Annotated in this window: 26 protein-coding genes; 15 read left to right on the top strand and 11 right to left on the bottom strand. The window is 66.9% G+C overall.

Annotated features, from left to right (window positions below; all coding sequences use genetic code 11):
- Positions 1-51 precede the first annotated feature (51 nt).
- Positions 52-1149, top strand: a complete 1098-nt coding sequence (locus tag ACN4JJ_RS14980; protein WP_440710683.1) for a DNA cytosine methyltransferase — start codon at positions 52-54, stop codon at positions 1147-1149.
- Positions 1150-1176: 27 nt separating this feature from the next.
- Here the strand turns inward: ACN4JJ_RS14980 and ACN4JJ_RS14985 are convergent, their stop codons facing one another.
- Positions 1177-1551: a hypothetical protein gene (locus tag ACN4JJ_RS14985; protein WP_440710684.1), complete on the bottom strand. Its 375-nt coding sequence runs from the start codon at positions 1549-1551 to the stop codon at positions 1177-1179.
- 21 nt (positions 1552-1572) lie between these two features.
- Here ACN4JJ_RS14985 and ACN4JJ_RS14990 point away from each other — a divergent pair, with 21 nt between their 5' ends.
- Both ACN4JJ_RS14990 and ACN4JJ_RS14995 read left to right on the top strand, forming a co-directional pair.
- Entirely contained in the window at positions 1573-1764 is a 192-nt protein-coding gene (locus tag ACN4JJ_RS14990; protein WP_440710685.1) for a hypothetical protein, read from the top strand.
- A 152-nt stretch (positions 1765-1916) separates the two neighbouring features.
- A complete protein-coding gene (locus ACN4JJ_RS14995; protein WP_440710686.1) occupies positions 1917-2729 on the top strand; it encodes a hypothetical protein in 813 nt (270 codons plus the stop codon).
- A 292-nt stretch (positions 2730-3021) separates the two neighbouring features.
- Here the strand turns inward: ACN4JJ_RS14995 and ACN4JJ_RS15000 are convergent, their stop codons facing one another.
- Positions 3022-4875, bottom strand: a complete 1854-nt coding sequence (locus tag ACN4JJ_RS15000) for a DNA/RNA helicase domain-containing protein (RefSeq protein ID WP_440710687.1) — start codon at positions 4873-4875, stop codon at positions 3022-3024.
- Positions 4862-5182, bottom strand: coding sequence for a nucleotide pyrophosphohydrolase (locus tag ACN4JJ_RS15005; protein ID WP_440710688.1), 321 nt, complete (start codon positions 5180-5182; stop codon positions 4862-4864). The genes ACN4JJ_RS15000 and ACN4JJ_RS15005 overlap by 14 nt, the downstream gene beginning before the upstream one ends.
- 165 nt (positions 5183-5347) lie before the next feature.
- On the opposite strand from ACN4JJ_RS15005, the gene ACN4JJ_RS15010 reads away from it, so the two are divergent.
- The 7 genes from ACN4JJ_RS15010 (at position 5348) to ACN4JJ_RS15040 (ending at position 10468) form a co-directional block, all read left to right on the top strand.
- Positions 5348-5818 (top strand): hypothetical protein, encoded by a 471-nt coding sequence (locus ACN4JJ_RS15010; protein WP_440710689.1) that lies wholly within the window; start codon positions 5348-5350, stop codon positions 5816-5818.
- Between the two features lie 459 nt (positions 5819-6277).
- On the top strand, positions 6278-7060 hold the full coding sequence (locus tag ACN4JJ_RS15015) for a flagellar hook assembly protein FlgD (RefSeq protein WP_440710690.1): 783 nt from the start codon (positions 6278-6280) through the stop codon (positions 7058-7060).
- An 81-nt stretch (positions 7061-7141) separates the two neighbouring features.
- Positions 7142-7423, top strand: coding sequence for a type II toxin-antitoxin system RelE/ParE family toxin (locus ACN4JJ_RS15020; RefSeq protein WP_440710691.1), 282 nt, complete (start codon positions 7142-7144; stop codon positions 7421-7423).
- A gap of 11 nt (positions 7424-7434) precedes the next feature.
- Positions 7435-7731 (top strand): HigA family addiction module antitoxin, encoded by a 297-nt coding sequence (locus ACN4JJ_RS15025; RefSeq protein WP_440710692.1) that lies wholly within the window; start codon positions 7435-7437, stop codon positions 7729-7731.
- 155 nt (positions 7732-7886) lie between these two features.
- The gene (locus ACN4JJ_RS15030; RefSeq protein WP_440710693.1) at positions 7887-8771 is read left to right on the top strand and encodes an ABC transporter ATP-binding protein; all 885 of its coding nucleotides are present in this window, start codon (positions 7887-7889) and stop codon (positions 8769-8771) included.
- Positions 8768-10168: an ABC transporter permease gene (locus ACN4JJ_RS15035; RefSeq protein WP_440710694.1), complete on the top strand. Its 1401-nt coding sequence runs from the start codon at positions 8768-8770 to the stop codon at positions 10166-10168. Before ACN4JJ_RS15030 ends, ACN4JJ_RS15035 begins: the two co-directional genes overlap by 4 nt.
- Before the next feature lie 87 nt (positions 10169-10255).
- Positions 10256-10468 (top strand): hypothetical protein, encoded by a 213-nt coding sequence (locus ACN4JJ_RS15040; protein ID WP_440710695.1) that lies wholly within the window; start codon positions 10256-10258, stop codon positions 10466-10468.
- 506 nt (positions 10469-10974) lie between these two features.
- On the opposite strand, the gene ACN4JJ_RS15045 is transcribed toward ACN4JJ_RS15040, so the two are convergent.
- Together ACN4JJ_RS15045 and ACN4JJ_RS15050 are read right to left on the bottom strand one after the other, a co-directional pair.
- A complete protein-coding gene (locus ACN4JJ_RS15045; RefSeq protein WP_440710696.1) occupies positions 10975-12003 on the bottom strand; it encodes a methionine synthase in 1029 nt (342 codons plus the stop codon).
- Entirely contained in the window at positions 12000-12992 is a 993-nt protein-coding gene (locus ACN4JJ_RS15050) for a putative oxygenase MesX (RefSeq protein WP_440710697.1), read from the bottom strand. The genes ACN4JJ_RS15045 and ACN4JJ_RS15050 overlap by 4 nt, the downstream gene beginning before the upstream one ends.
- Positions 12993-13595: 603 nt before the next feature.
- On the opposite strand from ACN4JJ_RS15050, the gene ACN4JJ_RS15055 reads away from it, so the two are divergent.
- The gene (locus ACN4JJ_RS15055) at positions 13596-13991 is read left to right on the top strand and encodes a hypothetical protein (protein WP_440710698.1); all 396 of its coding nucleotides are present in this window, start codon (positions 13596-13598) and stop codon (positions 13989-13991) included.
- Here the strand turns inward: ACN4JJ_RS15055 and ACN4JJ_RS15060 are convergent.
- Both ACN4JJ_RS15060 and ACN4JJ_RS15065 read right to left on the bottom strand, forming a co-directional pair.
- Entirely contained in the window at positions 13960-14268 is a 309-nt protein-coding gene (locus ACN4JJ_RS15060; protein WP_440710699.1) for a winged helix-turn-helix transcriptional regulator, read from the bottom strand. The genes ACN4JJ_RS15055 and ACN4JJ_RS15060 overlap by 32 nt on opposite strands.
- On the bottom strand, positions 14265-14669 hold the full coding sequence (locus ACN4JJ_RS15065; RefSeq protein WP_440710700.1) for a VOC family protein: 405 nt from the start codon (positions 14667-14669) through the stop codon (positions 14265-14267). Before ACN4JJ_RS15065 ends, ACN4JJ_RS15060 begins: the two co-directional genes overlap by 4 nt.
- A gap of 145 nt (positions 14670-14814) precedes the next feature.
- On the opposite strand from ACN4JJ_RS15065, the gene ACN4JJ_RS15070 reads away from it, so the two are divergent.
- Genes ACN4JJ_RS15070 through ACN4JJ_RS15085 form a run of 4 tightly spaced genes read left to right on the top strand, consistent with a single transcriptional unit; the run spans position 14815 to position 18521 of the window.
- Positions 14815-15744: a DUF6772 family protein gene (locus tag ACN4JJ_RS15070; RefSeq protein ID WP_440710701.1), complete on the top strand. Its 930-nt coding sequence runs from the start codon at positions 14815-14817 to the stop codon at positions 15742-15744.
- Positions 15741-16073 carry a hypothetical protein gene (locus ACN4JJ_RS15075; RefSeq protein ID WP_440710702.1) on the top strand — a complete coding sequence of 111 codons (333 nt, stop codon included), beginning with the start codon at positions 15741-15743 and terminating at the stop codon, positions 16071-16073. The genes ACN4JJ_RS15070 and ACN4JJ_RS15075 overlap by 4 nt, the downstream gene beginning before the upstream one ends.
- 8 nt (positions 16074-16081) lie before the next feature.
- Positions 16082-17374 (top strand): MFS transporter, encoded by a 1293-nt coding sequence (locus ACN4JJ_RS15080; RefSeq protein ID WP_440710703.1) that lies wholly within the window; start codon positions 16082-16084, stop codon positions 17372-17374.
- A gap of 7 nt (positions 17375-17381) precedes the next feature.
- Positions 17382-18521: a LacI family DNA-binding transcriptional regulator gene (locus ACN4JJ_RS15085; RefSeq protein ID WP_440710704.1), complete on the top strand. Its 1140-nt coding sequence runs from the start codon at positions 17382-17384 to the stop codon at positions 18519-18521.
- Between the two features lie 60 nt (positions 18522-18581).
- Here ACN4JJ_RS15085 and ACN4JJ_RS15090 read toward each other — a convergent pair whose 3' ends face one another.
- From ACN4JJ_RS15090 to ACN4JJ_RS15105, 4 genes are all read right to left on the bottom strand, one after another.
- A complete protein-coding gene (locus ACN4JJ_RS15090) occupies positions 18582-19451 on the bottom strand; it encodes an anti-sigma factor (RefSeq protein ID WP_440710705.1) in 870 nt (289 codons plus the stop codon).
- A complete protein-coding gene (locus ACN4JJ_RS15095; protein ID WP_440710706.1) occupies positions 19435-20082 on the bottom strand; it encodes an RNA polymerase sigma factor in 648 nt (215 codons plus the stop codon). Before ACN4JJ_RS15095 ends, ACN4JJ_RS15090 begins: the two co-directional genes overlap by 17 nt.
- A 112-nt stretch (positions 20083-20194) precedes the next feature.
- A complete protein-coding gene (locus ACN4JJ_RS15100; RefSeq protein ID WP_440710707.1) occupies positions 20195-20872 on the bottom strand; it encodes a class F sortase in 678 nt (225 codons plus the stop codon).
- Positions 20873-20940: 68 nt separating this feature from the next.
- Complete coding sequence (locus ACN4JJ_RS15105; RefSeq protein ID WP_440710708.1) at positions 20941-21774, bottom strand: DUF4397 domain-containing protein; 834 nt, start codon at positions 21772-21774, stop codon at positions 20941-20943.
- Between the last annotated feature and the right edge of the window lie 247 nt (positions 21775-22021).

The following is a 22021-nucleotide window of genomic DNA, read 5'->3' on the forward strand; positions in this document are numbered from 1 at the left end:
CCGCCGGATACGAATCCGCCATCACCGATCCCGCTGGCTAGAATCGAGAACATGCCCCGCCGTACAATCCGCGTTCTAGACCTGTTCGCGGGCGCTGGCGGGTTGACCGCAGGTTTCCATGTGGCCTCTGCGAGGTTCCGGAGCGTCACCGCAGTGGAAATGGAGCCATCCGCGGCCGCGTCCTACGAGGCGACATTCGGCAAAGGCATCGTCTTCGCCGGCACAATCCAGGACTGGTTGGCCTCACAGAACATGCCGACGAGTATCGACATCGTTGTCGGTGGACCTCCCTGCCAGGGATTCTCAACGCTCGGCAAGCAGGATGCAGAAGACGAGCGGAACACACTGTGGGAGCAGTACGCGAAGACGCTCGTGAAGGTGACTCCGAAGTATTTCGTCGTCGAGAACGTGGCCGCGTTCGCCAAGTCCCATCAGTTCCAGCAGTTCGTGGAGGCGACGAAACCCGGCGGGTTCCTCGAGGACTATGCGTTCGAACATCGCGTCCTCAATTCCGCCGACTTTGGAGCCGCCCAGTCGCGGAAACGGGCAGTGGTCATCGGTCATCATCGAGACCTGCCCTTCCCTGGATTTCCCGAGGCCACTCACGGCGATCCCGCGAGAGGGTCGGCGCTGAAGCGCTACCGAACCGTCTCAGACGCCCTCTCACTTGTTCCAGTCACGCCAGACAGGGATCACGTGATCGCCGAACGGAGCGTCGAGTTCGGCAAGCGCACCTATGCGGGAGCTTTCGCACCACGTGATCTTCACTGGAGTCGCTACTACACCGATCAGTCGATGCGTCGCTTTTCCGCGATCCCGCTGGGCGGCAACCGATTCGATCTGAAGGGCGATCTGCTCGCGCCTTGCTGGGTGAAGCACACGACCGGTTCGGGCGACGTCATGGGCAGGCTGCATTGGGACAAGCCCTCGGTGACGATCCGTACGGAGTTCTTCAAGCCGGAGAAGGGTCGATACCTCCACCCGACTGCGCACCGTGCGATCACCCATTACGAGGCCGCCCTCCTGCAAGGGTTTCCTGAGACCCACCGATTCGTGGGTTCCAAGTCCGCGATCGCCCGGCAGATCGGTAATGCAGTGCCGATCCCACTCGGTGCCGCCATTGGCCGAAAGCTGGCTGAAAGCCTGTAGAGCCGTTTCCCAGTGCGGGGCTCCTGCCTACACTTCCGAGGGGTGAGAACGAATCCACAATTGATCCGCGCAGTCCTCCGAGCACGCCTTCCACGGCATGATCCGGATCGCCTCTGGTATTCGAATACCGCAGTTTCGACAGCGACATAGCTTGACGCTGCCGTAGCGGGTCCGCAGGAAACCCTCATGTCCGGAGGTGGCTGCGATCTCCTGCTCGACCCCGTAGATGACCTTTGGCAAGTCCACCCAGTCACGCTTCGGTGCGGGGTCGCTGATCCAGTCCGAGAGGAGGTGGATCATCGCTTCCTCGGCACAGAGTCCATCGCGAAGCGCGCGATCTCTGAAAGCATCGGCAAGGTAGGTGGGCATGTGGACGAGGGTGAACAAAGACTCTGGTGTCATACCACCAATCATAGGAGGTGGATGTACACCCAGCAAGAGGCAGGATTCTGGCACGATGGGGCAATGCCAAACCAGCCGAAGACACCGCACAAGTCGTTTCGGATCCCACCCGAGCTCTATGCGGCAGCCCAGGCAAAAGCGGCGAGCGAGGATCGCACGCTGACTGACGTGGTCAAAGAATTGCTTCAGCGATATGTGAACGAAGTCAGCTAGACAACGGATGAAGCGCAGACTCTCTCTCCGGTCGGTCAGTCGAGGGGTCGGTGGATGCTGCGCACCAATACGGATTCGCGGCGTCAGATGCCGCAGACCTACCAGGAAGCGGGAACAGAGTGAGTTCACTTGCCAGCTCACCGAGATCCGGAATGGGCGCGCTGGGCTACCAGGAAGGCGCAACTTTCACTCTGCTGCGCTGCGATCCCCCGCCAGCGTTGGAAGGCAAGTACGACTGGGGCTGGGCAACTCCTCTGTTATTCAAAGCGCTCAACTCTCCCAGAACAGGTGAGCGCTTCCCCCGGCATCCGGACGACCGCAGAACCATCAGCGCCGGCGTCTTCGGATACTGGAATTCTCTTGCGGCGCTACTCTCGTTCTCCTTCGGTTGGCGAGACCATGCCCGAGGGCTGAGATGGTGGCTTGACCAAGGTCAGCCGGTGGATGACTCGCGATTCGCTCTTATCTCCGAGGTCTGGGGGTTCGATCGAACTTTGGGTTCCTACGTGGAGTGGGTTCATGCGAAGGGACCGAACGCCTCCACGCACTTGGGCGAGGTCCTAAATGGTCGACCGGAACCGTTGTCGCCGCTCTGGCAATCCCGCATCAGTCAACTCCGCGAGGCGATGCGCGATCGCGAGAGGGCCGGTCGCCACTCTTACCCGCATGGTCTGCATCTGGAGGCCGGCACCCACGTCGCAGATGCGACACCGAACGAGAAGAACTGGGTAGATTTTCGACCTCACGGCATGAGAGAGAATCGAGCGTGTTTGATCCTGCCTGGGCTCGACGGTTGGTACAACCACTTGGTGCAGGCCGGTTCGTCGCTACCGAACCTCACCAGCAAGGCGTGGCGGATCGAAGTCATTGCTCAGTCCGTGGGAATCCTTGGAGTCTTTCGCCGGAGTTGGGACACAGGGTTGTGGTTCGCCGGGCCTCATGCGTTGCACATCGTCGGGAACTAGCGCGTCTTCGACCGCCGCTCGTCGCTCTCTCGAGGGCCGGCCAGATCAGCCCTGCCGCACGCGAAGCAGTTCGCTACGACGCATCACTTCTCGGTGTCTTGGACGACAAGGTCGACCGTGACACTGCGACTTTCGAAGCTGTTGCAGTCGTAATGGTCCGCACTGCGTACTGGTCCAACGGCACGACTTGTAGACCCGAGTCGCAGTTTGACGCAGAGGCATGGTATCTGTCGATCTCGGGTGGAGTCCGCCGAAGCATGGCAAGGCTGCTCACTGAAGACTTCGACAGTAGTCAGGTCAATTCGGACGAGATTACGGACGAGAACCGGCGTCGGTTCGCAATCTCGGCGGTCCGACTGGCTAGTCCGCTGTGAGGCATAAACAGCCGGAGTTGCTCGCGTAGCGCCGGGTCGTGGACGTAGACGTAGGTGCCTCGGATGCCTCGCGTGAGCAGCACTGCGTAGACGTTTTGGATGTACCAGAGCAGGTCGTCGTCGGAGTAGACACGGTCGAGCGCCTTGTTGGCCTCCTTGCCCTTCTTGTCGAAGTAGGAGGCGCGGTCGACGACGATGCGGCCGGTGGTCGTGTCGAAGCGGAGGTCGGGGCCGATGATCACACCGGCGTAGTTGAGGTCGTAGCCCTGTACCGTGTGGATCGAACCCACCTCGTCGAGCGAACCCGGCGACGCGATCCAGTCGGTCTGGGTGCTGTTCCAGCGCATCCGCAGCTCGCCGATCTCGATGTCGTGGCCCGGCTTGTTGCCCTTCGTCTTCCATTCCCAGGCGTAGCCCGCGACCAGGCGCGAGAGGCCGACCTCGCGGTCTCGGCGCACGATCTCCGCACGCATCTCGGAGACGTCGTTGAACATCCGGAAGTCGTAGTCGCCGAAGTCGGGGACGGATGCGGGCGGCTGCGAGCCTGACCCGGTTGCGGCACCGAGCATCCGCCTCACGTGGCCGACGTAGTCGGAACCGGCCCGCACCCTCATCTGCGAGAGAAGGGGGTGGTGATGATCGGCTGCCTTGGCATCGGCGACGAGCCGCTCGAGGGCCGCGATCGGGATGTCGGCCGGCTTCACGCTCTGCGCGGGGTCGACCAGGAAGATCTGGTGGGTGCTCTTGGCCGTGATCCAGTCGAGCTGAGTCTTCGAGGTGTCGTCGTGGCCGAACAGCTTCGTCGTGATGTCGCGGAACTTGATGTTCAAGGCCGCCGCCGGCTGATTCGCGCGCTGGTTCAGGCGATGCGTCTCGTCGACGATGAGCAGGTCGAAGTCTTGCTCTGACTCCCCCACGTCGAATGCCGTCAGCACCATTGACGGGTCGAGTCCGGGGGTCTTTCGAAAGACCTTCTGCACCGATTTGCGGAGCGACTGCTGCGGGATGACGAAGCCGATTCGGAGGTCGCGGAGGAGCATCCGGTGCTCGTCGGTGAAGAACTCGGAGAAGAGCGAGTCGCCGTCGTCGTCGAGGGCGTCGAGGGGTGTGGATGCGCGGATGTCGGCGAGCAGCTTGAGCAGGTAGATCGCGACGACGGTCTTGCCGGTGCCGGGGTCGCCCTGGATGACTGTGGTGCTGAAGTCGTTGCTGCGCAGGTCGTCGAAGAGGCTCCTCACGACGCCCTCGACGGCGAAGGCCTGGTCGTCGGTGAGCGACTTGAAGGGGCTCAGCTTGAAGAGGTCGCTGTTGATGATCTCGGGGATGGTGCGGGTGAAGACGCCGTCGAGCTTCAGGCGGTCGAAGATGGCGTCGAAGCTGTCTTGGTAGAAGGCACGGTTGTAGTAGTCGGCGTTGACGATGCCGTCGTTGCGGTTGAGCACCTCGAAGGCGCCGTCGCCGCTGAGCATCTCGATGAGGAACGATTCGAGGTCGAGGCAGACCGACTTGTTGAAGGTCTCGTCGAGGATGACGCGGAGGTTGGTGAGGTGGCTGCGCTCGATGCTCGCGAGGTGTTGGCGCATGCGGGTGGCTACGTTGAGGGATTCGCCTACGTAGATCTTGCGGCGATCGGATGCCCGGCGTGCGCTGGTCGTGTCGTCGTCGAGGATGTAGACGACCGGCCAGTTGGTGATGCGCTTGTCGCCGCTTCGCGCCCAGACGCCAACCTCGTCCTTGTCGAATGGGAGGCGGACGATCTCAGAGCTGGTCATACTTCGTGGACGTGCCGCGGGCCTTCTCGACGGGGTACTTCTCGCGGGTCTTCGTGAGCTTGGCGCGGACGATGTCTTCGGGGTTCAGCTTGAGCCGGGCGGCGAGGAGGTAGGCGTAGGTGAGCACGTCGGCGAGCTCGTCTTGGATCTGCTGCTCGTCCGCATCCGGGGACCACTGGAAGAGCTCGAGCAGCTCGGCCGCCTCGATGGAGATGCTCTTCGCGAGGTTCTCGGGGGTGTGGAACTGGGCCCAGTCGCGCTCGGCCACGAAGGCGGCCAGGGCTTCGTGGATGGTGGGAATGGCCATGCGTGGAGGTTAGCAGTCGGTCTCTTGTGCCGCGCCACGCACGGGTGACGTGCCGGACGGGTGCCTCACTTCCCCTCGAAGCTTGATTTAAGCTCACAATTTTGCGGCAGTCGTCGATAATCCTCTTCGGAGTGGATATCGTCTGCGCATGGGATTGGTGCCGCAATGAACCTGGTTACGCTGGTCGCTCTGTATGCCGCATTCGTCATCGCCGCCGCCTTCTTGGTATCGGCGAACGCACTGTTCGGCTCCGCTTCCCACCCTCCGCACCGGGCACGCCGCGTCATGATCGTTCTTGCCACAACGATCAGCTCGATCGTTGGCGGGCTGATTCCCCCCGTCGCCATGCGTGCGATCGATGATGCCGCGTTGGCATCGCTGGCATGCCTGGGCTTCTTGATTGTCAGTGTTCTCGTGTTTTCGCTCAGCCGACGGTCGAAGGCGTCCGGATCGGCAACGCTGCCGAGCGCTATCGGAGCGGGAGCGATCGCGCTCGGCAGCGTGACGGGCGGATGTGTCGAGTGGGTAATACGGGGCCCAGGGCCCAGCCCCCTCGCGAATGCTTTCGCCCTCGCCTTTCTCCTGGTTCTCCTCGTAAGCGCCCTCATTCTCGTCGTCAGAAAGGTCATCTACTGACGGGAAATTAGTGGGGAAACGGCGGAATGACGTCGTGTATGCACAGGTAGTAGAGCAGTCCCCCGGCGATCGCATCGAATTGGTACAAATAGCACTGCGCGGGAGAATGCTGCACCCCCACAGGTTGCGCGGGTGCCGCCGCAGCGCCAGCCACGCCGGCGCCTAGCACCAGAGAGCCAGAGATCATCCCGACGGTCGCGAGCTTCGCAGTTGCTCTTGTCAGAGCTCCGATTGACATGTTGAGTTTCCTTCTGAGACCGCGATAGGGAATTCCGCGCACATGCGAAACCGCGTTCGGAAACACAACCAGACCGAATCAACAGCAGTCAGAAGACTTGTGAAAATTGCGTACTGAAGCGAGCCGACTGAAGTAGTCACGCCACCCGGTCGACTATCCGGGCTGAGGTGGTATCCGATTGGCAACTTCGCTCAGATAAGGCCGGTCCGACGAGCGAGGGGATGCTTCTGCCCGACGACAAGGGATACTGCGAGGTCGACGGCATCGCGTTCATGATCCCGGGCACGCAGGACTTCTGCCCGTCGGTGCCCGATCTGTATTCGGCGGTTCGGTTGGCGATCGATCGGTACGTGAGTGGGCGGATCGCATATCGAGCGGATGACTTCGGGGACTCTGCTGAGACTGCGGGCTCCTTCACCACATCCGGTTCAGGTGTCATCAGCACGAACACCGATCGGGATTCCTTCCACTTCACCTCCACCGGCGGGAGAGTCGACCTCTACGCGCGACCGGCTTCGACGGGGCCGAACCTGGGAATCCTGCTCACGGTCACCGACTCCTCCGGGATCGAGGTCGCCCGCATCGACCCTCCCGCCCGCGATGCCGGCGACTTCTTCAACGTCTACGCCACCGGGCTCGACGCCTCGGCGCACCTCGTCCTGCCGGCTGGCGACTACATGGCGACGGTGTCGGGCACCGGATACGGCGACGTCGCCGACAACACCCAGTTCGAATCACCGTCGGCGCCGCAATACGGGTCGCTGGGGCAATACACGTTGTCCGTGGAAGCGGATGGGCCGACGCCGGCACCCACGCCGACCCCCTCGCCCACCGCGTCCCCGTCGCCTGCGGTGTTGCCGGATCCAGGCGCGGCGGCCGGGGGCTCCACGCTCGCTGCCACCGGGCGTCCGCTCCCCCTCCTGCCGCTCGGCGTGGCCATCGCGGCAATCTGCGTTGCGGCGATCACCCTCGCGGCGAGCCGGAGAGGATCCGCGAAGCCCTGAGCGCGAGTGCGCGCTCTTCCGACTCAATTGGGTAGCAACTACTCACCTAGCCACTAGTAACGCGACCCGTTATTATTGAGCATGATCCACTCGTTCGCCAACCTCACCACGGAGCGGGTTTGGTACCGGCAGCATGTTCGTCGGTTCGGGCCCGATCTGCAGCGAATGGCGAACCGCAAGCTCCTCATCCTCGACGCGGCTGAGAACTTGAATGAGCTCCGTGTTCCACCCGGCAACCGCCTCGAGCGGCTGACGGGAGATCGCGAAGGTCAGCACAGCATCCGAATCAACGACCAATGGCGCATCTGCTTCGTTTGGACCCCTACCGGTCCGGTCGACGTCGAGATCGTCGACTACCACTGAGAGGGGGAACCATGGCTACCGCACACGCGCCGATCCACCCGGGAGAGATCCTCCTCGAGGAGTTTCTGAAGCCGCTGGAGATCAGTCAGTACCGGCTTGCACAGGCGATCAACGTGCCCGCTCGGCGGATCAACGAGATCGTTCATGGGAAGCGCGGCATCTCCCCCGATACCGCTGCACGTCTCGCTCGGGCGTTCGGCACCTCTGATCGGTTCTGGACAAATCTGCAGACCCGGTATGACCTGGAGGTCGTCACCGAGGCGAAGGCCGGGGAGCTCGACCGGATCGTGCCGCTGCTCAGCGCCTAAGCACCCCGGCTAGCCTGTCTTGGGCCCGGTCGAGTGACCAGGGCCCGACGGTCGGAACGCGTCATACCTCGGGACCAAACCGGGGCCGGCGGGCGCGCGAGGATGGTCCCGGAGGCCGATTCGGCAGGCTACCCGGGATCCCTACCGTTGACCCCATGAGCACTTCAGCACCCCAGCCCCCTCAGACCCGCGCCGTCGTTGCGCGCGGGATCAGCAAAGTCTTCGGCTCGGCCGAGTCGCCCGTGCACGCCCTGCGGGGCGTCGACCTCGACGTGGCCGCCGGGTCGGTCACCGCCATCATGGGGCCGAGCGGATCCGGGAAGTCGACGCTGCTGCAGGTGCTCGCCGGGCTCGACACCCCGACGTCGGGGCAGGTGTGGCTCGCGGAGCAGGAGATCACCGGGATGCGCGACGAACCGCTCACGCTGCTCCGGCGTCAGCGGATGGGGTTCGTGTTCCAGGCGTTCAACCTGCTGCCGGCGCTAACGGCCGAAGAGAACATCCGGCTGCCGTTCCTTCTCGCCGGGTCGCGGCCGAGCAGCGACGACGAGGCGTGGATCGACGCCGTCGTCACCCGGCTCGGCCTCCGTGATCGCCTCGACCACCGGCCGCACCAGCTCTCCGGCGGACAGCAGCAGCGCGTGGCGATCGCTCGCGCGCTGGTCACCCGACCCGACGTGATCTTCGCCGACGAGCCCTCGGGCGCCCTCGACAGCGCGTCGGGCGACGAGGTGCTGGGGCTGCTGCGGTCGGCATCGACCGAGTACGGCCAGACCGTCGTACTCATCACGCACGACCCGCGGGCCGCGAGCGTGGCCGACCGCGTCATCCTGATGAGCGACGGTGCCGTGATCGACGACTTCGACGGCGGCACCGCCGAGCAGATCAGCGCGCGGGTGAGCGGGCGGACGAGCGGGCACGCCACCGCGCATATCGCTGGTATCGGAGGCGTGCAGACGAACGGACTTGCCGGAGGACAGCCGGCCGGGCCCACGGCCGCGACCATGCAGGCCGACCACCTGCCGGCGGTGTCCGAATGAGGCTCTGGGCCCTGCGCGAGCTGCGGGAGACCGCCGGGCGGTACGCCGCCGGGGTCGCGGTCGTGGCCGTGGTCGCCGCGTTCGCGGTGCTGCTGCTCGAGACCATCGAGGTGTTCGTGCGAGCGCTGTCGACGACGGGGATGCAGGATGCCGCTCCGGTGCGCGCGGCCCTCACATCCGTCGGGCTCGTCTTTCTCGGGATCGCGGTGCTGACCGCCGCGATCGTCATCTCCGGCACGTTCGCCACCGTTTACGCCGGACGCCGGCGCGACATCGCGCTGCTGCGGCTGGTGGGGGCGACCTCGCGGCAGATCCGGCGGACATCGCGCATCGACGGGCTCGCCGTGGGAGCCGCGGGAGCCATCGCCGGAATCGCCTTGGGCATCCTCGTGTCGCTGGCGGCCATCGGCGTCCTGAACGCCTCGTTCGGTGCGGGGCTCGAGTTCGCGTGGACGCCGCAGCTCGTCATCGTTCCCGCCGTCGTGTGCCTCGCGGTCTCGACCCTCGCCGCCTCGAGCGGGGCGAAGATCGTCGCCCGCGTCTCCCCTGCCGAGGGCGCTCGGAGCGACGCCGGCAGCACCCAGTTGCCTGCATCCGCCACCCGTGGTCGAGGAATCGCCGGGATCGTGCTCGCCGTCGTGGGCAGCGGGTTTCTCGCACTCGGCGTGATCGCCGGGCTGGTGTCGCCGTTCGGGCTGCTGATCGCCTTTCCGGGCGGGGTGCTCTCGATCGTGGGCATCATCCTCGGTGCGCCCGCATTCACCACACCCATGGTCGGCGGTGTGACACGGCTGCTCCGAGGCCGCGGGGCAGATCTGTTGGCCGGCGCGAACCTGCGGGCGAACCCCGTGCGCACGGCTCGTACCGTCGTGTCGGTGCTGATCGGGGTGACGCTCGTGACGATGTTCACGGTCGCCGGGGAGATGTACCTCGCCCAGACCCGCGCCTACTTCGGCGATGCCGTCGAGCTCGAGCAGGTCTCGCAGTTCATCATGGTGATGCTGGTCGTGGTCTACGTGCTCACCGCCTTCTCGGTTCTGGTTGCGGCCATCGGGCTGGGCAGCAACCTGTCGCTGTCGGTGCTGCAGCGGCAGCGCGAGATCGCGGTGCTGCGCTCCGTGGGGCTGACGGCGCGCCAGGCCCGGCGCATGGTGCTCGTCGAGAGTGTCGTCGTCGCGGGTGTCGGCGCGGTGTTGGGACTGCTGCTGGGCGTGCTCTACGGGTTCGTCGGCGCCAACTCGACGTTCGGCGTGCAGGGGTTCAGCGGGCCGGTGCTCTCGCCGTGGTTCGTGGTGGCGGTGCTCGGCGGGGCAGTGGGGTTCTCGGTGCTCGCGTCGATCCTGCCGGGTCGTCGGGCGAGCCGGGTGCACCCGGCCGAGGCGCTGCGCGACAGCTGAGGGCGGGGCCCGGAGACCGGCATTCACTACGAATGATCGACCGAGATTAATTGAGGTTTCGTCAGATCTCTTTGATAGAATCTCAGTATGCTCACTGCCACTCGAATCCAAGAGATCACCGCCAAACTCCGCAGCGTCGTGGACGAGATCAACGCCGGGATGGCTGAGCTCAGCGACGAGGAACTGCTGGAGGTCATGGCCGCTTACGAGGAGGTGGGGCGGGTGATTTCGGCGCTGCGGGTGCGGGTTGCTGAGGAGGTCGAGGTGCGGTCGCGCAGCGACCTCCGCAACGAGGGTTGAGTCGGTCGCAGAACTTCATCAGCCCGGTCGAACTCGTCTCGAGCGTCACCGGTAGCTCGGTGCGTGAGGGTAGGGCGCGGCTCGACCTCGACCTCGAGCCCGAGCCCGAGCGACGATTGCGTGGGGCCGACCACACGGCGACGCATCATCCAACGTCCACTGCCTGATCAGGCGCGCCCGCCTTCGAGAGCCGGGCACCGTCATCGAGGGCAAGCGCGAAGCGCGCGGCAGTAACCCGCCGAGCCGAGCATCCGGGCACCGAAGCGCACGGGATTGCCGCGCGCTCCGCGCTTGCCAACGATGATCATGGCTGGGCCGACCGACGCAGCAGCGCTGCCGCCGCGAGCGCCGGCAGGAGTACGGCGATCCTCTCAAGGGCCGCAACCCGCTCGTCGAGCCGTGACCGAGAGTCCCATTCGTCGGTGACCGAATGTTCCGTACCCTCGCCCAAGATCGCCCCCAGTGTCGCTCGCGCCCGTTGCTTTGAGCGTACGCTCGCCTCGCGGCTAGGCCGTCAGCTCGGCTCGCAGGAGGTCGGCGCCGGCAGCCAGCGCGGCGAGCTTGCCGCGAGCGACCGACCGGGGCAAGGGCGCCATGCCGCAGTTGGTGGAGGGGTAGAGCTTGTCGGCATCCACGAACTCGAGCGCCTTCCGCAGCGTGTCGGCGACCTCTTCCGGCGTCTCGACGTCGGCGGAGGCCACGTCGATGGCTCCGACCATCACCTTCTTGCCCCGGATGAGCTCGATCAGGTCGATGGGCACGTGCGAGTGGTGCGACTCGAGCGAGACGATGTCGATGGCCGACGCCTGGATCTTCGGGAAGATCGCCTCGTACTGGCGCCACTCCTCCCCCAGGGTCGCCTTCCAGTCGGTGTTCGCCTTGATGCCGTAGCCGTAACAGACGTGCACCGCCGTCTCGACCGTGAGGCCCTCGATCGCCCGCTCCAGAGCGGCCACACCCCAGTCGTTCACCTCGTCGAAGAAGACGTTGAACGAGGGCTCGTCGAACTGGATGATGTCGACTCCGGCATCCTGCAGCTCGCGCGCCTCCTGGTTGAGGATCGTCGCGAACTCCCAGGCCAGCTTCTCGCGGCTGCCGTAGTGGGCGTCATAAAGGGTATCGACCATGGTCATCGGGCCGGGCAGGGCCCACTTGATCGGCTGGTCGGTTTGCGCGCGCAGAAAGCGCGCGTCTTCGACGAAGACCGGCTTCTCACGGGTCACCGCACCGACGACCCGCGGCACGGAGGCGTCGTAGCGGTCGCGGATCCTGACCGTCTCACGGTTCTCGAAATCCACCCCGCTGAGGTGCTCGATGAACGTGGTCACGAAGTGCTGGCGGGTCTGCTCGCCGTCGCTCACGATGTCGATGCCCGCCTGCTGCTGCTCGGCCAGCGACAGGAGCAGAGCATCCTGCCGGCCCTCGGTCAACGCGTCGCCCTCGAGCTTCCAGGGCGACCAGAGCTTCTCGGGCTCCGCGAGCCACGAAGGCTTGGGCAGGCTGCCCGCGGTCGAGGTGGGAAGCAGCTTGGTCATGAACGTTCTCCCTGCAGATCGAGCTGGTGTGCCTGGGCCGCGAAGTCGGTCGACCACTCTTCGAGAGCGGTCTTGTGCGGCGTGATGAAGTGCTCCTCGGCGAACTTGCCCTGCTCGAGCGCCAGGCGGCTGCGCTCCTCGCGGTCGTAGTCGATCGACGTGGGCGAGAAATCCGGATTCGTCAGGCTGGGCTGGAACGACGCCCCCGCCGTGTAGTTGGCCGTGTAGATCTCGGGACGGTAGATCTTCTGGAAGGTCTCCATCGTGCTGATCAGGGCGGCCAGCTCGAGGTCGGTGTAGTCGGCCGTCAGATCGCCGAGGTGGTAGAACGCCAGCGGGGCTGCGCTGCGAGGGGGCATGAAGAAGCGCACGCTCAAACCCATCTGAGCGAAGTAGGCATCCGTCGCCGAGTATTCGCTCTGGCGGTACTCGACGCCGAGAACCGGATGCTCGTTCTCGGTGCGGTGATAGGTCTTGCTGGTCGAGACGCTCAGGCAGATGACGGGCGGCTTGTCGAAATGCTGCGCGTAGGCATCCGAGGCCAGGAAGGCCTTGAAGAGGTTGCCGTGCAGCTCCCCGAAGCCGGCCGTCTTGCCCTTGGGGAGCAGGATGCTGAAGTCGTAGTCGCGCACATAGGAGGAGAAGTTGTTTCCGACGGTGCCCTTGATGCGCTCGCCCGTGCGGCGGTCGATGATGGTGGTCTGCAGCACCTCGATCAGGGGGACGGCGTCGCGGATGCCCTCGCCATCGACGTCGACGCTGGCCGAGATGATGTCGAGTTCGACCGTGTAGCGGTCGCCGGCTTCGTTGTCGTGCGGGGCGAGGTCGTTGAAACGACCGTCGATCATCGCGAAGGTGTTGCGCAGGTTCTGCTGGCGCTTCTCGCCGCGGGCGAGGTTGGCGAAGTTCGTGGTGATGCGGGAGTTGTGGAGGGGGCGGTAGTTCTCGTCGAAACGAGTGCTGTCGATCTGGAAGGTCACGTTCGTCATCGACAGAACCCCGCCCGCGCGAGACCCGCCCGCATGCTGCTCCGGCCGACGATGTGGGCGTTCATGGTGGTGACCATAGCGGTGTGCTCCTCGGATTGGGAAGCCGCGGGCGCGACTCCACGGATAGGGACGTCGCAGGCGTGTCCCTGACCGGGACGCGAGGCTTCGTTGTGCGCACTGCCCTAGCAGGCTACGCCAGCCGGGCGCGGTCGTGCGGGCGGATGACCTCGCGTTACGGCGCGCGTTCTTCATCCGTTGTCGGCCGCACTCGATAGAGTCCCTTCACTCCCTACGTCTCAAGCCGCTGTGGCGGCCATACCGGGAGGGATCCGATGTCACGATTGTTTCGTCAACTGCGACCTAGACACTCTTGTCAAGTGCGATCTGGACGACTATCGTGAAGAGACGAATTGTCCTCAAGAAATTGCAGACTCAGGCCAAACGGAGCGGTCTCGACTATGCCGAGGTCGAGTTGTCCAACCACACGGGCGTCTCGATAGGTGGCCACAGGTCAACGCTGGGTCGGCACAGCGAGATCGACGATGTCACGGCTCGCAAGTTCTGGGCTCAGTTCGACGGAGTCTTCGGAAAGGGATGGTGGCGATGAATCGCTACATAGTGACAGCCGAGTGGACCGGCAAGTGGTGGGTTCTCCAGGCCGAGGATGCACCGGGAGCCATCTCGCAGGTCAAGCGACTGTCGCAGGCAGACGAGATCCGGGAAGCGATCTCGTTCGTTACCGGGGAGCCGGAATCGTCCATCGAATTCGAGCTACGGCCGGTCGTGCCCAGTTCGGCCGCAAAGGAGATCAAGAGCGCTGACGAAGCGCGGGAGCTGTCTCGGCACTACAACGCCGTCGCCGCCGCCAAGGCGCGGGCGGCCGTGCTCGAGCTTCGAGAGGGAGGACTCACCTTGGATGACATCGGGGTGGTGCTTCACATATCCAAGCAGCGAGTCGGTCAGCTCCTCAAGGAAGCTGCCGAGGCGACTGCGGCGTAGCTTCCTCGGCGGACCAGCGCGCGAGCGCGACGATCGGGTCGCGGAGGGCGAGACCGCGGTCGGTCAGGGCGTAGGCGCGGGTGTTGTGGCGGAGGGGCAGACGGGACAGGATGCCGGCCGCCTCGAGCTCGCGTAGGCGGGTCGCGAGCATGTTCGTCGGCACGCCCAGGTCGCGCTGCAGGTCGCCGTAGCGCTGGGGGCCGTCGAGGAGACGCTCCACGATGAGCAGGGCCCAGCGCGCGCCGACGACGTCGAGAGCGGCGGCCAGATCGCTCACGCGGTCGGATCGGCGTCCGGCTTCATCCAGAACGGGGAGTAGTGATAGCCGTCGGGGTCATCGAACTGGCGCTGGTACATGAAGGGGTAGTCGTCGATGTCCCCGATCCGCCCGCCGGCCGCACCGGCACGCTCGACCAGCTCGTCGACCGCCTCACGGCTGCCGAGGTCGAACGAGACCGTGACCTTCGAGGGGGTGTCGGGGCCGCCGACGAGCTCCTCGGTGGCGCCGACACTCGCGTACATCTCGCGACTGCCGAGCATGACGTACTGCTCGGGCGCGATCGCGAAGCACGACACGTTGTGGTCGGACATCTCGGCATTGAGGGTCCAGCCGAGGGCCGTGTAGAAGGTGGTCGCGCGGTCGACGCTCTCGACCGGGCAGGTGATGAAAAGGCTCATGCCGACATACTTGCAAAATGCAAGTGACGCGTCAACCCCCGATCCGACGCGGCCCGCTTGACAGGTGACGGCGCCGTGCGCATGATTGGTAAATCGATTGTTCACACCGCAATCGAGCCACACACAGGATGGACACCCCTCGACGATGAGCATCACCCCGGCATCCGGCTACTTCGACCCGCTCCCCCGGGTGCTCGTGGCCGACGACTTCGACACCGGCATGAACGGATGGCTCGACCTGCGGCCCAACTTCGTCGCGGAGGGATTCCGGGAGCACTCCGACGAGATCGACCTCATCCACTGGGGCCCGACGATGCTCAGCTCCGCGACGTTCGCGTTCGGCGGCACCCACGGGTCGGCCCAGGGCACGTACTCGCTCAAGGTGTCGAGCCGGGCCGCCGCGGCCGCCGCCGATCAACCGCCGGCCGCCGGATCGATGGGTCTCGCCATCAAGCGCCTCGCCGTGCCCCCGCGCGCACGACGCCTCCGGATCGAGGCCCTCGTCGCCTACAAGGCCGAACAAGACCGTCCCGGGCTGGGCGTGAACGACCTGCGCGCCTTCGGCTTCTTCGTCGACCTGCAAGACGCGCAGCACCGGTACATGCCGGGCGTGCGCTACGTGAACGCCATCGACGGCGAACCGGTGCGCCGCTGGCAGTTCTACAGCCCGACGGATGCCACCGACCGGGAATGGAGCTACGGCACCGACGGCTGGCACAAGGCCGGCATCGACCCGCAATGGTTCGGCGAACGCCACCGCGACGGCTCGACCGCCGCCACGACCTGGTTCGAGAACGGCTACCAGCCCCTCATCTACAACGAGTCCGACGACAAGCTCAACTGGACCCCGCTCTCGCTCACCATCGACCTCGAGAACCGGCGGTACGAGGAGTTCTCCGCCGGCTCGCGCACGCTGCGATTCCCCGCGGGCGCGCATCCGACCCTCGCCCCCGCCTACGACGACATCGAGGGCCTGCTCAACCCCGTCTTCTTCGTGGAGGCCGGCACCGACCGGCGCGTCTCGCTGTTCATCGACTCCGTCGTCATCTCCGTCGAGACGGGAGCACGCTCGTGAAGACCTTCTCCACCTCGGTGATCGAACTCCGGCAGCCCTTCGAGAACGAGGTGCTCACGCATCCGTTCGAGTGCGGCTGGGCCGACGAAGCCCTCTTCTTCGTCGAAGTCCACGACGCCGACGAGGGCACCACCCTCACCCTTCGCGTGCAGCTGAGCGCCGACGGCATCCGCTGGCTCGACGAGGGCACCGAGATCTCGACGAGCGGATCGGCCTTCGCCCGCGTCGACCACTTCGGCGGATTCCTCCGGCTCGCCGGATCCGCCACCGATCGCGACGGAGCGACGACCCCGGTCACCGTCTCCGTCCGCCTCGCCCTGAAAGGATGACCAGAACAATGACGTTTCGAATCAACAAAGCCACGGTGGGCGCCACCGTCGGCACGGCGCTGGAGTGGTACGACTTCTCGCTCTACGCCACGGCGAGCGCGCTCGTGTTCCCGGCCGTGTTCTTCCCCACCCAGGATGCGCTGACCGCGACGCTCGCCTCGTTCGCCACCTTCGCGGTCGGGTTCTTCGCCCGCCCCGTCGGCGGCGTGATCATCGGCACCCTCGGCGACCGCTACGGGCGACGGCAGATGCTCTTCTTCACCCTCGTCCTGATGGGCATCTCCTCGACCCTGATCGGGCTGGTGCCCGACTTCGCCACCATCGGGGTGGCGGCACCGGTGCTGCTCATCGTGCTGAGGGTGCTCCAGGGATTCGGGGCCGGCGGCGAATACGCCGGGGCCACCCTGCTCGCGGCCGAGCACTCGAACGACGGATCGCGCGGACTCAACGCCGCCATCCCGGGTGCCGGCAACGCCGTGGGCGCCCTGCTCGCCACGGGTGTGCTCACCGTGCTCAACACGACCCTCCCGGCCGAAGCCTTCCTCTCCTGGGGCTGGCGCGTGGCGTTCCTGCTCAGCATCGTGGTGTGCGCGGCCGGCATCGTGATCCGGCTGCGAGTGAGCGAGAGCCCCGAGTTCGCGGATGTGAAGGCGCGTGGAGCCGTGCCGCGGGTGGCCCTCACCGAGCTGTTCCGCACCGAGGGGCGGCGCATCCCGCTCGCCATGCTCGCCAGCATCGGGCCGAACGTCGCCAGCTACCTGCCCTCCGTCTACGCGCTCACCTACCTCACCACCGTCGTGGGCGCGCCGCCCTGGATCGGCCTCACCGGCATCCTGATCGGCAACCTGCTGAAGCTCGTCACGATCCCGACCGCGGGCTGGCTCAGCGACAGGGTGGGGCGCCGGCCCGTGTTCCTCGCCGGGGCGATCGGGGCCGCGGTGCTCGTCTACCCGTTCTTCTTCCTGCTGAACACCGGCACGCCCGTGCTCATCTGGATCGCCCTCGTGCTCGTGTTCACCTTCTGCAACGACGCCATGCTGGCCGCCCAGTCGGGCTTCATGTCGGAGCTGTTCGACGTGCGCCACCGCTACACCGGCGTCACCTTCAGCCGCGAGATCACGGGCGCGCTCATCGGCGGCACCCTGCCGTTCGTGGCGGCGGCACTCACCGCGGCCGTCGACTCGTTCTGGCTGGTGGCGCTGTACTGCCTCGTTCTGATGCTGCTCGCCGCGCTCGGGATGTTCCTGCTTCCGGAGACGCGCAAGCTCGTCGTCGGCTCCCGGGCGGAACAACCGGCATAGTGGAGGGATGGACGGACCCGAACCACCCGCGATGCCGCCCGCGTCGTCCTCCGCATCGTCGCCCGCGCCAGGGCGAACGGCCAGGGCCGGGGCCGGGGCCGGTGCCGGGCCCGTCCGTCTCGCCGACGTCGCCCGGCTCGCCGGCGTCTCGGCTCCCCTGGCCTCGCGGGTGCTGAACGGGCACCCGAGCGCCCGGGCCACGCCCGAGACCAAGGCGCGCATCCTCGAGTCGGCCGCCCAGCTGGGCTACGTGCCCAACGTGGCCGCGAAGAGCCTGCGCGCGAGCCGCACCGGGCTGATCGGCCTGGTGGTGCACGATCTCTCGAGCCCCATCTACCTCGAGCTGATGCGGGGAGCCCGTGCCGAAGCGGGCGAGCACCAGTACTTCTTGGTGCTCGGCGACATCGACGAACTGCTCGCCGACGACGAGGCCTTCACCATCTTCGTCAGCGGCCGCCGCGTCGACGGCCTGATCGTGCAGGGTGGCCACCAGGGCTTCGACCAGCGCATCGCCGACATCGCCCGCGCCGTGCCGACCGTGGTGGTGAATGCTCCCCCACGGCCCGGCGAGGAGGTGGCGGAGGCGGTCGCCGTTTCCTACGTCTACCCCGACGAGCCGGCCGCGAGCCGCATCCTCACCGAGCACCTGCTCGCCCTCGGGCACACCCGGATCGGACTGGTCTCGGGGCCCCGCGAATCGATGACGAACAGGCTGCGCGAGGAGGGCATCCGGTCGTCGCTGACGGATGCCGGGCTCGAGCTGCGTGACGAGGACCTCGTGTTCGGCGAGTGGTCGGCCGACGGCGGGCGCGCCGGGCTGCACGAGCTGGTCGCGCGCTGGGGGGCGACGGATGCGGGCCACCCCACCGCTCTCATCGCGGGCAACACGCTCATCGGCATCGGCATCCTGGGCGCCGCCGCCGGCCTCGGGCTGCGGATCCCGGCCGACCTCTCCGTGGCCGCCGTGCACGACACCTGGATCAGCGAGCACCTGGTCCCGTCGCTCACGACGGTGAGCCTTCCGCTGTACGAGATGGGAGTAACCGCGGTTCGGCGGCTGCTCGAGCCGGCCGACGCCCCGCGCGAGGTCCTGCTCACCGAGCCACTGCCCGAGCTGCACCGGAGGGCGTCCACCGCGCCTCGGTGAGAGCGGATCCGGCCTTCACCCTGGAGGGCCCGGCCGGCGTATTGACCGCTTTCCGTGTGGTCAGAGGGCGCGGAGTTCGCCGCGCACGATCGAGTCGCCGGAGTGCGTGGGGTCGCCGTCGTCGGCCTCGGCCGAGATGTCGACCAGGGAGTACTGGTCGAGGTCGATTCCGTCGGGGATGTCGAACGAGCCCTCGGGGCCGTCGAGGAATCCGATGCTGACCAGGCCGGTTCCGTCGGAGCGGATCAACCACACCTCACGCAGCGGCGAGGAGCCGCCACCGGCGTCGGTCTGCGGGTCGACGTCGACGACCACGCGGTGGCGGCCGTCGGGGTCTTGCTCCACCACGGCACTGCCCCGCGCATCCGGCCAACCGGGGAACGGAGTGAGCTCGGCTCCGGCGACCGCGATGCCGCGCGGCGACTGCTGCGCCGTCTGCCACCAGACTCCGAGGCCGGCACCGGCGACCACAGCCAGAACGACAGTGGCGGCGGCCAGCGGCACCCAGATGCGGGATCGACCGGACAGCCGGCGTCGGCGCTTCACGTGGTGGGGGGCGGGCGGCGCGGCGGATGCGGCGGGCGGCGCGGCGGGCGCGGCGGATGCGGTGGGCGGCTGGTCGGGCGAGGCCGGCTGAACTGACGGGGACTGCGCGGCGGGCGAGGCGGGAACGGATGACGGACGAGCATCCGGATGCGCCGGCGTCTCCGCCGCGAGGCCGAGTTCGGCGCTGATGCGCGTCCAGACATCCGCCGACGGAGCGACGAGCTCCGGGGCATCCTCGGCTCGGCCGAGCTGCACGGCGCGACTGAGTGCCGCCAGCTCCTCCGAGCAGCGGGCGCAGTCCGCCAGGTGAGCGCGCTCGGCGGTGCTCGGGCCGGAATCGCCCAACGCGATCATCGCGAGTGCATCGTCATCGATATGAGTCATCGTTCACCTCCAGACGTATTCGGAGCCGAGTGAGACTTCGACGGATGTGACTCTTCACCGTGCCGAGAGGAAGACCGAGGTCGTCGGCGATCTGCACGTGGGTGCGATCATCGTAGAACGCCAGCTTCATCACCTGGCGCGGGACGGGCTCGAGCCGGTTCAGCTCGTCCACGATCACGAGGCTGTCGGCGAGCTTCGCCGTGTCGTCGACCTCGGCCGGCGGCGTGCGCACGACGTGCGCCTCCTCGGCCCGGCGTAGTCGGCTGCGCGCCTCGTGCGTGTCGGCGATGCAGTGCCGGGCTATGCCCACGAGCCACGCCCCCAACGGCGACCGGGCCGGATCGAAGCCCGCCCGCCCCCTCCACGCCGAGACGAAGACCTTCTGTGTCACGTCTTCGGCATCGCGCGGATCGCCCAGCGACCGGAGCGCGAGCGTGTGCACGAGGGCCGACCAGCGCGAGTACGCCTCGGCGAGCGCCCGCTCATCACCGTCGCGGAACGCGGCGAAGAGCGCACGGTCTGCGGCGGCGGCGGTTGTGTCAGGAGCGTCGGCGTCGTCACCGGGAGAGGTGCTGTCAGAGGTGCTGCCAGAGCTGCTGTCGGCCGTTCCAGCGGAGAATCGATCCGTCACCGGGACACACCGCCTCCTCCACACCCCCGCATGATCGCGGGCCGGACCGTTCGGATGCTCGCGGCGCGGAGTGGGCGCCGTCGCCATCGGGTCGAGCATACCCGCCCTCCTCTCACGCGATCGGAACGGCGGTCACGATCACATTGCTGAGATAGTGACCGGTGTCGTAGTCGAATTCGCCGCCGCAGGTCACCAGCACCAGCCGCGGAGCGCCCGTGCGGTCGAACACGCCGCTCCAGTCGATCTGAGTCTTCGACTGCAGCTCGACGGTCTGCACCGCGAAGGCCCCCACCCGTCCATCCGCGGCCTCGACGGCGATGGCCGTGCCCACCGGCGCGCCCGCGAGGCGTGCGAACTGCCCGATGCCGTAGTCGAGCGAGTCCACGTGCGACGCGATCACGGTGGCGCCCGCCGCACTCCACGGCGAAGGACCCCAGCGATACCACGAGGCGATACCCGGGTCGGAGGGAAGGGCCAACGCCCCGTCGGCGTCGACCCCTTCTTCGGCGACCGACACGTCGATCCCGAGCTCGGGCACCCGCACCCGCGTCGGCGGCACGGTCGGCGCGCTGGTCGCCGCGCCGAGTCCCGCGTCCGTTCTCGGCACGTCGGGCACGCCGGTGACGACCGCCGGGCCGCCCGCATCCGGAGACGGCGTCGGCCTCGGATGCGGCGTCGGCGACGCCGAGGCAGCGACCACCGCCGGGGTCGCTGCCGAGGCATCCGCAGCCGGGCCTCCCGGAGCGCAGCCGCTCAGCAGCACCGCCGTCCCGACGACGACCGCGAGCACGACGGATGCCCTGGCCGGGGCGAGCGGGGGTTCCGCCCCGGCCAGGGCGGTCGGCAGCCGACGCTCGGTCAGCGGGCGTCCTTCGCCGCGTTCTGCCGACGCACCGCCACAGCCGCGACCGCGGAGGCGAGCATCAGCAGCACGACCGCACCGATCCACACCGGTGCGCTGTCGGCCGGCTGGTTGGTGGCGACCAGACCGGCGCTGCCCGCGGGCACTCCGTCGGGGTTCGAGTGCAGGCCGCCGATGGTCTGCACCGCGAGGGCGAGATTACCGTCGGCGAGGCTGCCCCACGCGTAGACGATCGTGTTCGTGCCCTCGGCGACCGTGACATCCGCCGGGCCGATCACGGGGTCGGTGGTTCCGGTGGCGGCGACGGATGCGGAGACCGTTCCCGCGGGCAGGGTGAGCACCGACTCGGCCGGGTTGGAGAGGTTGGTGATCACCGGGGTTCCACCGGCGAGCACATCGACGGCCGGTGCCGCGGCGTCGTGACGCACGGTGAGCTTGCCCTGCCCGGCCGGGATCGTAGCCGTGTCGTTCGTGTAGAGCGTGGCGGTGGGGGTGCCGGCCGGGTCCAGGTGCGCGACCGCAGTGTAGTTGCCGCCGGCGGCCAGGTTCAGGTCGATGGGGCCGATGACCGGGGCGCTCGCGTCGGCGGCATCCGATGCGGTGATAGCCACCGAATACGTTCCCGCCGGCAGCGCCAGCGGCCCGGCGAGCGTGCCCGGCGTGAAGTCGTCGAGGGTCAGGGCCCCGTCGACATAGACGTCGACGGTGACGCCCGGAACCGCGTGCAGAACCGACAGCGACGCGTCGCCATCGGCGGCCGCTGCGGGGAGAGCGGCGCTGACGGCGATGAGAGCGCCGGCGGCCAGCCCTGAGATGAGGATCTTACGCATGAGTACCTCCAGATCGTGCTCACGAGGAGCAGGGGGAAAACTGCTTTCACCCCCCACTTCCCGTGTGGACCCCGTTTTGGATGCACCCCGGCCGAAAGATTTCTGGAGTCGTTCGGATCGTCCCCGGCTCGAGATGCGCGGCCGGCGGAGGGGGATCGCATTCCGGCGCCGCCGCGACACGACCCTTTTAGTTGCGACGAAGCAATCAAGCGAAATAGTAGCTAAGCTGGTTAGCGAAATAGTCCGC

It is taken from the genome of Herbiconiux dendrobii (assembly GCF_052048175.1).
Classification (GTDB): domain Bacteria; phylum Actinomycetota; class Actinomycetes; order Actinomycetales; family Microbacteriaceae; genus Herbiconiux.

What these genes read in the sequence shown, in the direction of transcription:
- ACN4JJ_RS14980 (WP_440710683.1), top strand. Translation starts at nt 52, where the DNA reads ATGCCCCGCCGTACAATCCGCGTTCTAGACCTGTTCGCGGGCGCTGGC.
- ACN4JJ_RS14985 (WP_440710684.1), bottom strand. Translation starts at nt 1,551, where the DNA reads ATGACACCAGAGTCTTTGTTCACCCTCGTCCACATGCCCACCTACCTT.
- ACN4JJ_RS14990 (WP_440710685.1), top strand. Translation starts at nt 1,573, where the DNA reads ATGTACACCCAGCAAGAGGCAGGATTCTGGCACGATGGGGCAATGCCA.
- ACN4JJ_RS14995 (WP_440710686.1), top strand. Translation starts at nt 1,917, where the DNA reads ATGGGCGCGCTGGGCTACCAGGAAGGCGCAACTTTCACTCTGCTGCGC.
- ACN4JJ_RS15000 (WP_440710687.1), bottom strand. Translation starts at nt 4,875, where the DNA reads ATGACCAGCTCTGAGATCGTCCGCCTCCCATTCGACAAGGACGAGGTT.
- ACN4JJ_RS15005 (WP_440710688.1), bottom strand. Translation starts at nt 5,182, where the DNA reads ATGGCCATTCCCACCATCCACGAAGCCCTGGCCGCCTTCGTGGCCGAG.
- ACN4JJ_RS15010 (WP_440710689.1), top strand. Translation starts at nt 5,348, where the DNA reads ATGAACCTGGTTACGCTGGTCGCTCTGTATGCCGCATTCGTCATCGCC.
- ACN4JJ_RS15015 (WP_440710690.1), top strand. Translation starts at nt 6,278, where the DNA reads ATGCTTCTGCCCGACGACAAGGGATACTGCGAGGTCGACGGCATCGCG.
- ACN4JJ_RS15020 (WP_440710691.1), top strand. Translation starts at nt 7,142, where the DNA reads ATGATCCACTCGTTCGCCAACCTCACCACGGAGCGGGTTTGGTACCGG.
- ACN4JJ_RS15025 (WP_440710692.1), top strand. Translation starts at nt 7,435, where the DNA reads ATGGCTACCGCACACGCGCCGATCCACCCGGGAGAGATCCTCCTCGAG.
- ACN4JJ_RS15030 (WP_440710693.1), top strand. Translation starts at nt 7,887, where the DNA reads ATGAGCACTTCAGCACCCCAGCCCCCTCAGACCCGCGCCGTCGTTGCG.
- ACN4JJ_RS15035 (WP_440710694.1), top strand. Translation starts at nt 8,768, where the DNA reads ATGAGGCTCTGGGCCCTGCGCGAGCTGCGGGAGACCGCCGGGCGGTAC.
- ACN4JJ_RS15040 (WP_440710695.1), top strand. Translation starts at nt 10,256, where the DNA reads ATGCTCACTGCCACTCGAATCCAAGAGATCACCGCCAAACTCCGCAGC.
- ACN4JJ_RS15045 (WP_440710696.1), bottom strand. Translation starts at nt 12,003, where the DNA reads ATGACCAAGCTGCTTCCCACCTCGACCGCGGGCAGCCTGCCCAAGCCT.
- ACN4JJ_RS15050 (WP_440710697.1), bottom strand. Translation starts at nt 12,992, where the DNA reads ATGACGAACGTGACCTTCCAGATCGACAGCACTCGTTTCGACGAGAAC.
- ACN4JJ_RS15055 (WP_440710698.1), top strand. Translation starts at nt 13,596, where the DNA reads ATGAATCGCTACATAGTGACAGCCGAGTGGACCGGCAAGTGGTGGGTT.
- ACN4JJ_RS15065 (WP_440710700.1), bottom strand. Translation starts at nt 14,669, where the DNA reads ATGAGCCTTTTCATCACCTGCCCGGTCGAGAGCGTCGACCGCGCGACC.
- ACN4JJ_RS15070 (WP_440710701.1), top strand. Translation starts at nt 14,815, where the DNA reads ATGAGCATCACCCCGGCATCCGGCTACTTCGACCCGCTCCCCCGGGTG.
- ACN4JJ_RS15080 (WP_440710703.1), top strand. Translation starts at nt 16,082, where the DNA reads ATGACGTTTCGAATCAACAAAGCCACGGTGGGCGCCACCGTCGGCACG.
- ACN4JJ_RS15085 (WP_440710704.1), top strand. Translation starts at nt 17,382, where the DNA reads ATGGACGGACCCGAACCACCCGCGATGCCGCCCGCGTCGTCCTCCGCA.
- ACN4JJ_RS15090 (WP_440710705.1), bottom strand. Translation starts at nt 19,451, where the DNA reads ATGACTCATATCGATGACGATGCACTCGCGATGATCGCGTTGGGCGAT.
- ACN4JJ_RS15105 (WP_440710708.1), bottom strand. Translation starts at nt 21,774, where the DNA reads ATGCGTAAGATCCTCATCTCAGGGCTGGCCGCCGGCGCTCTCATCGCC.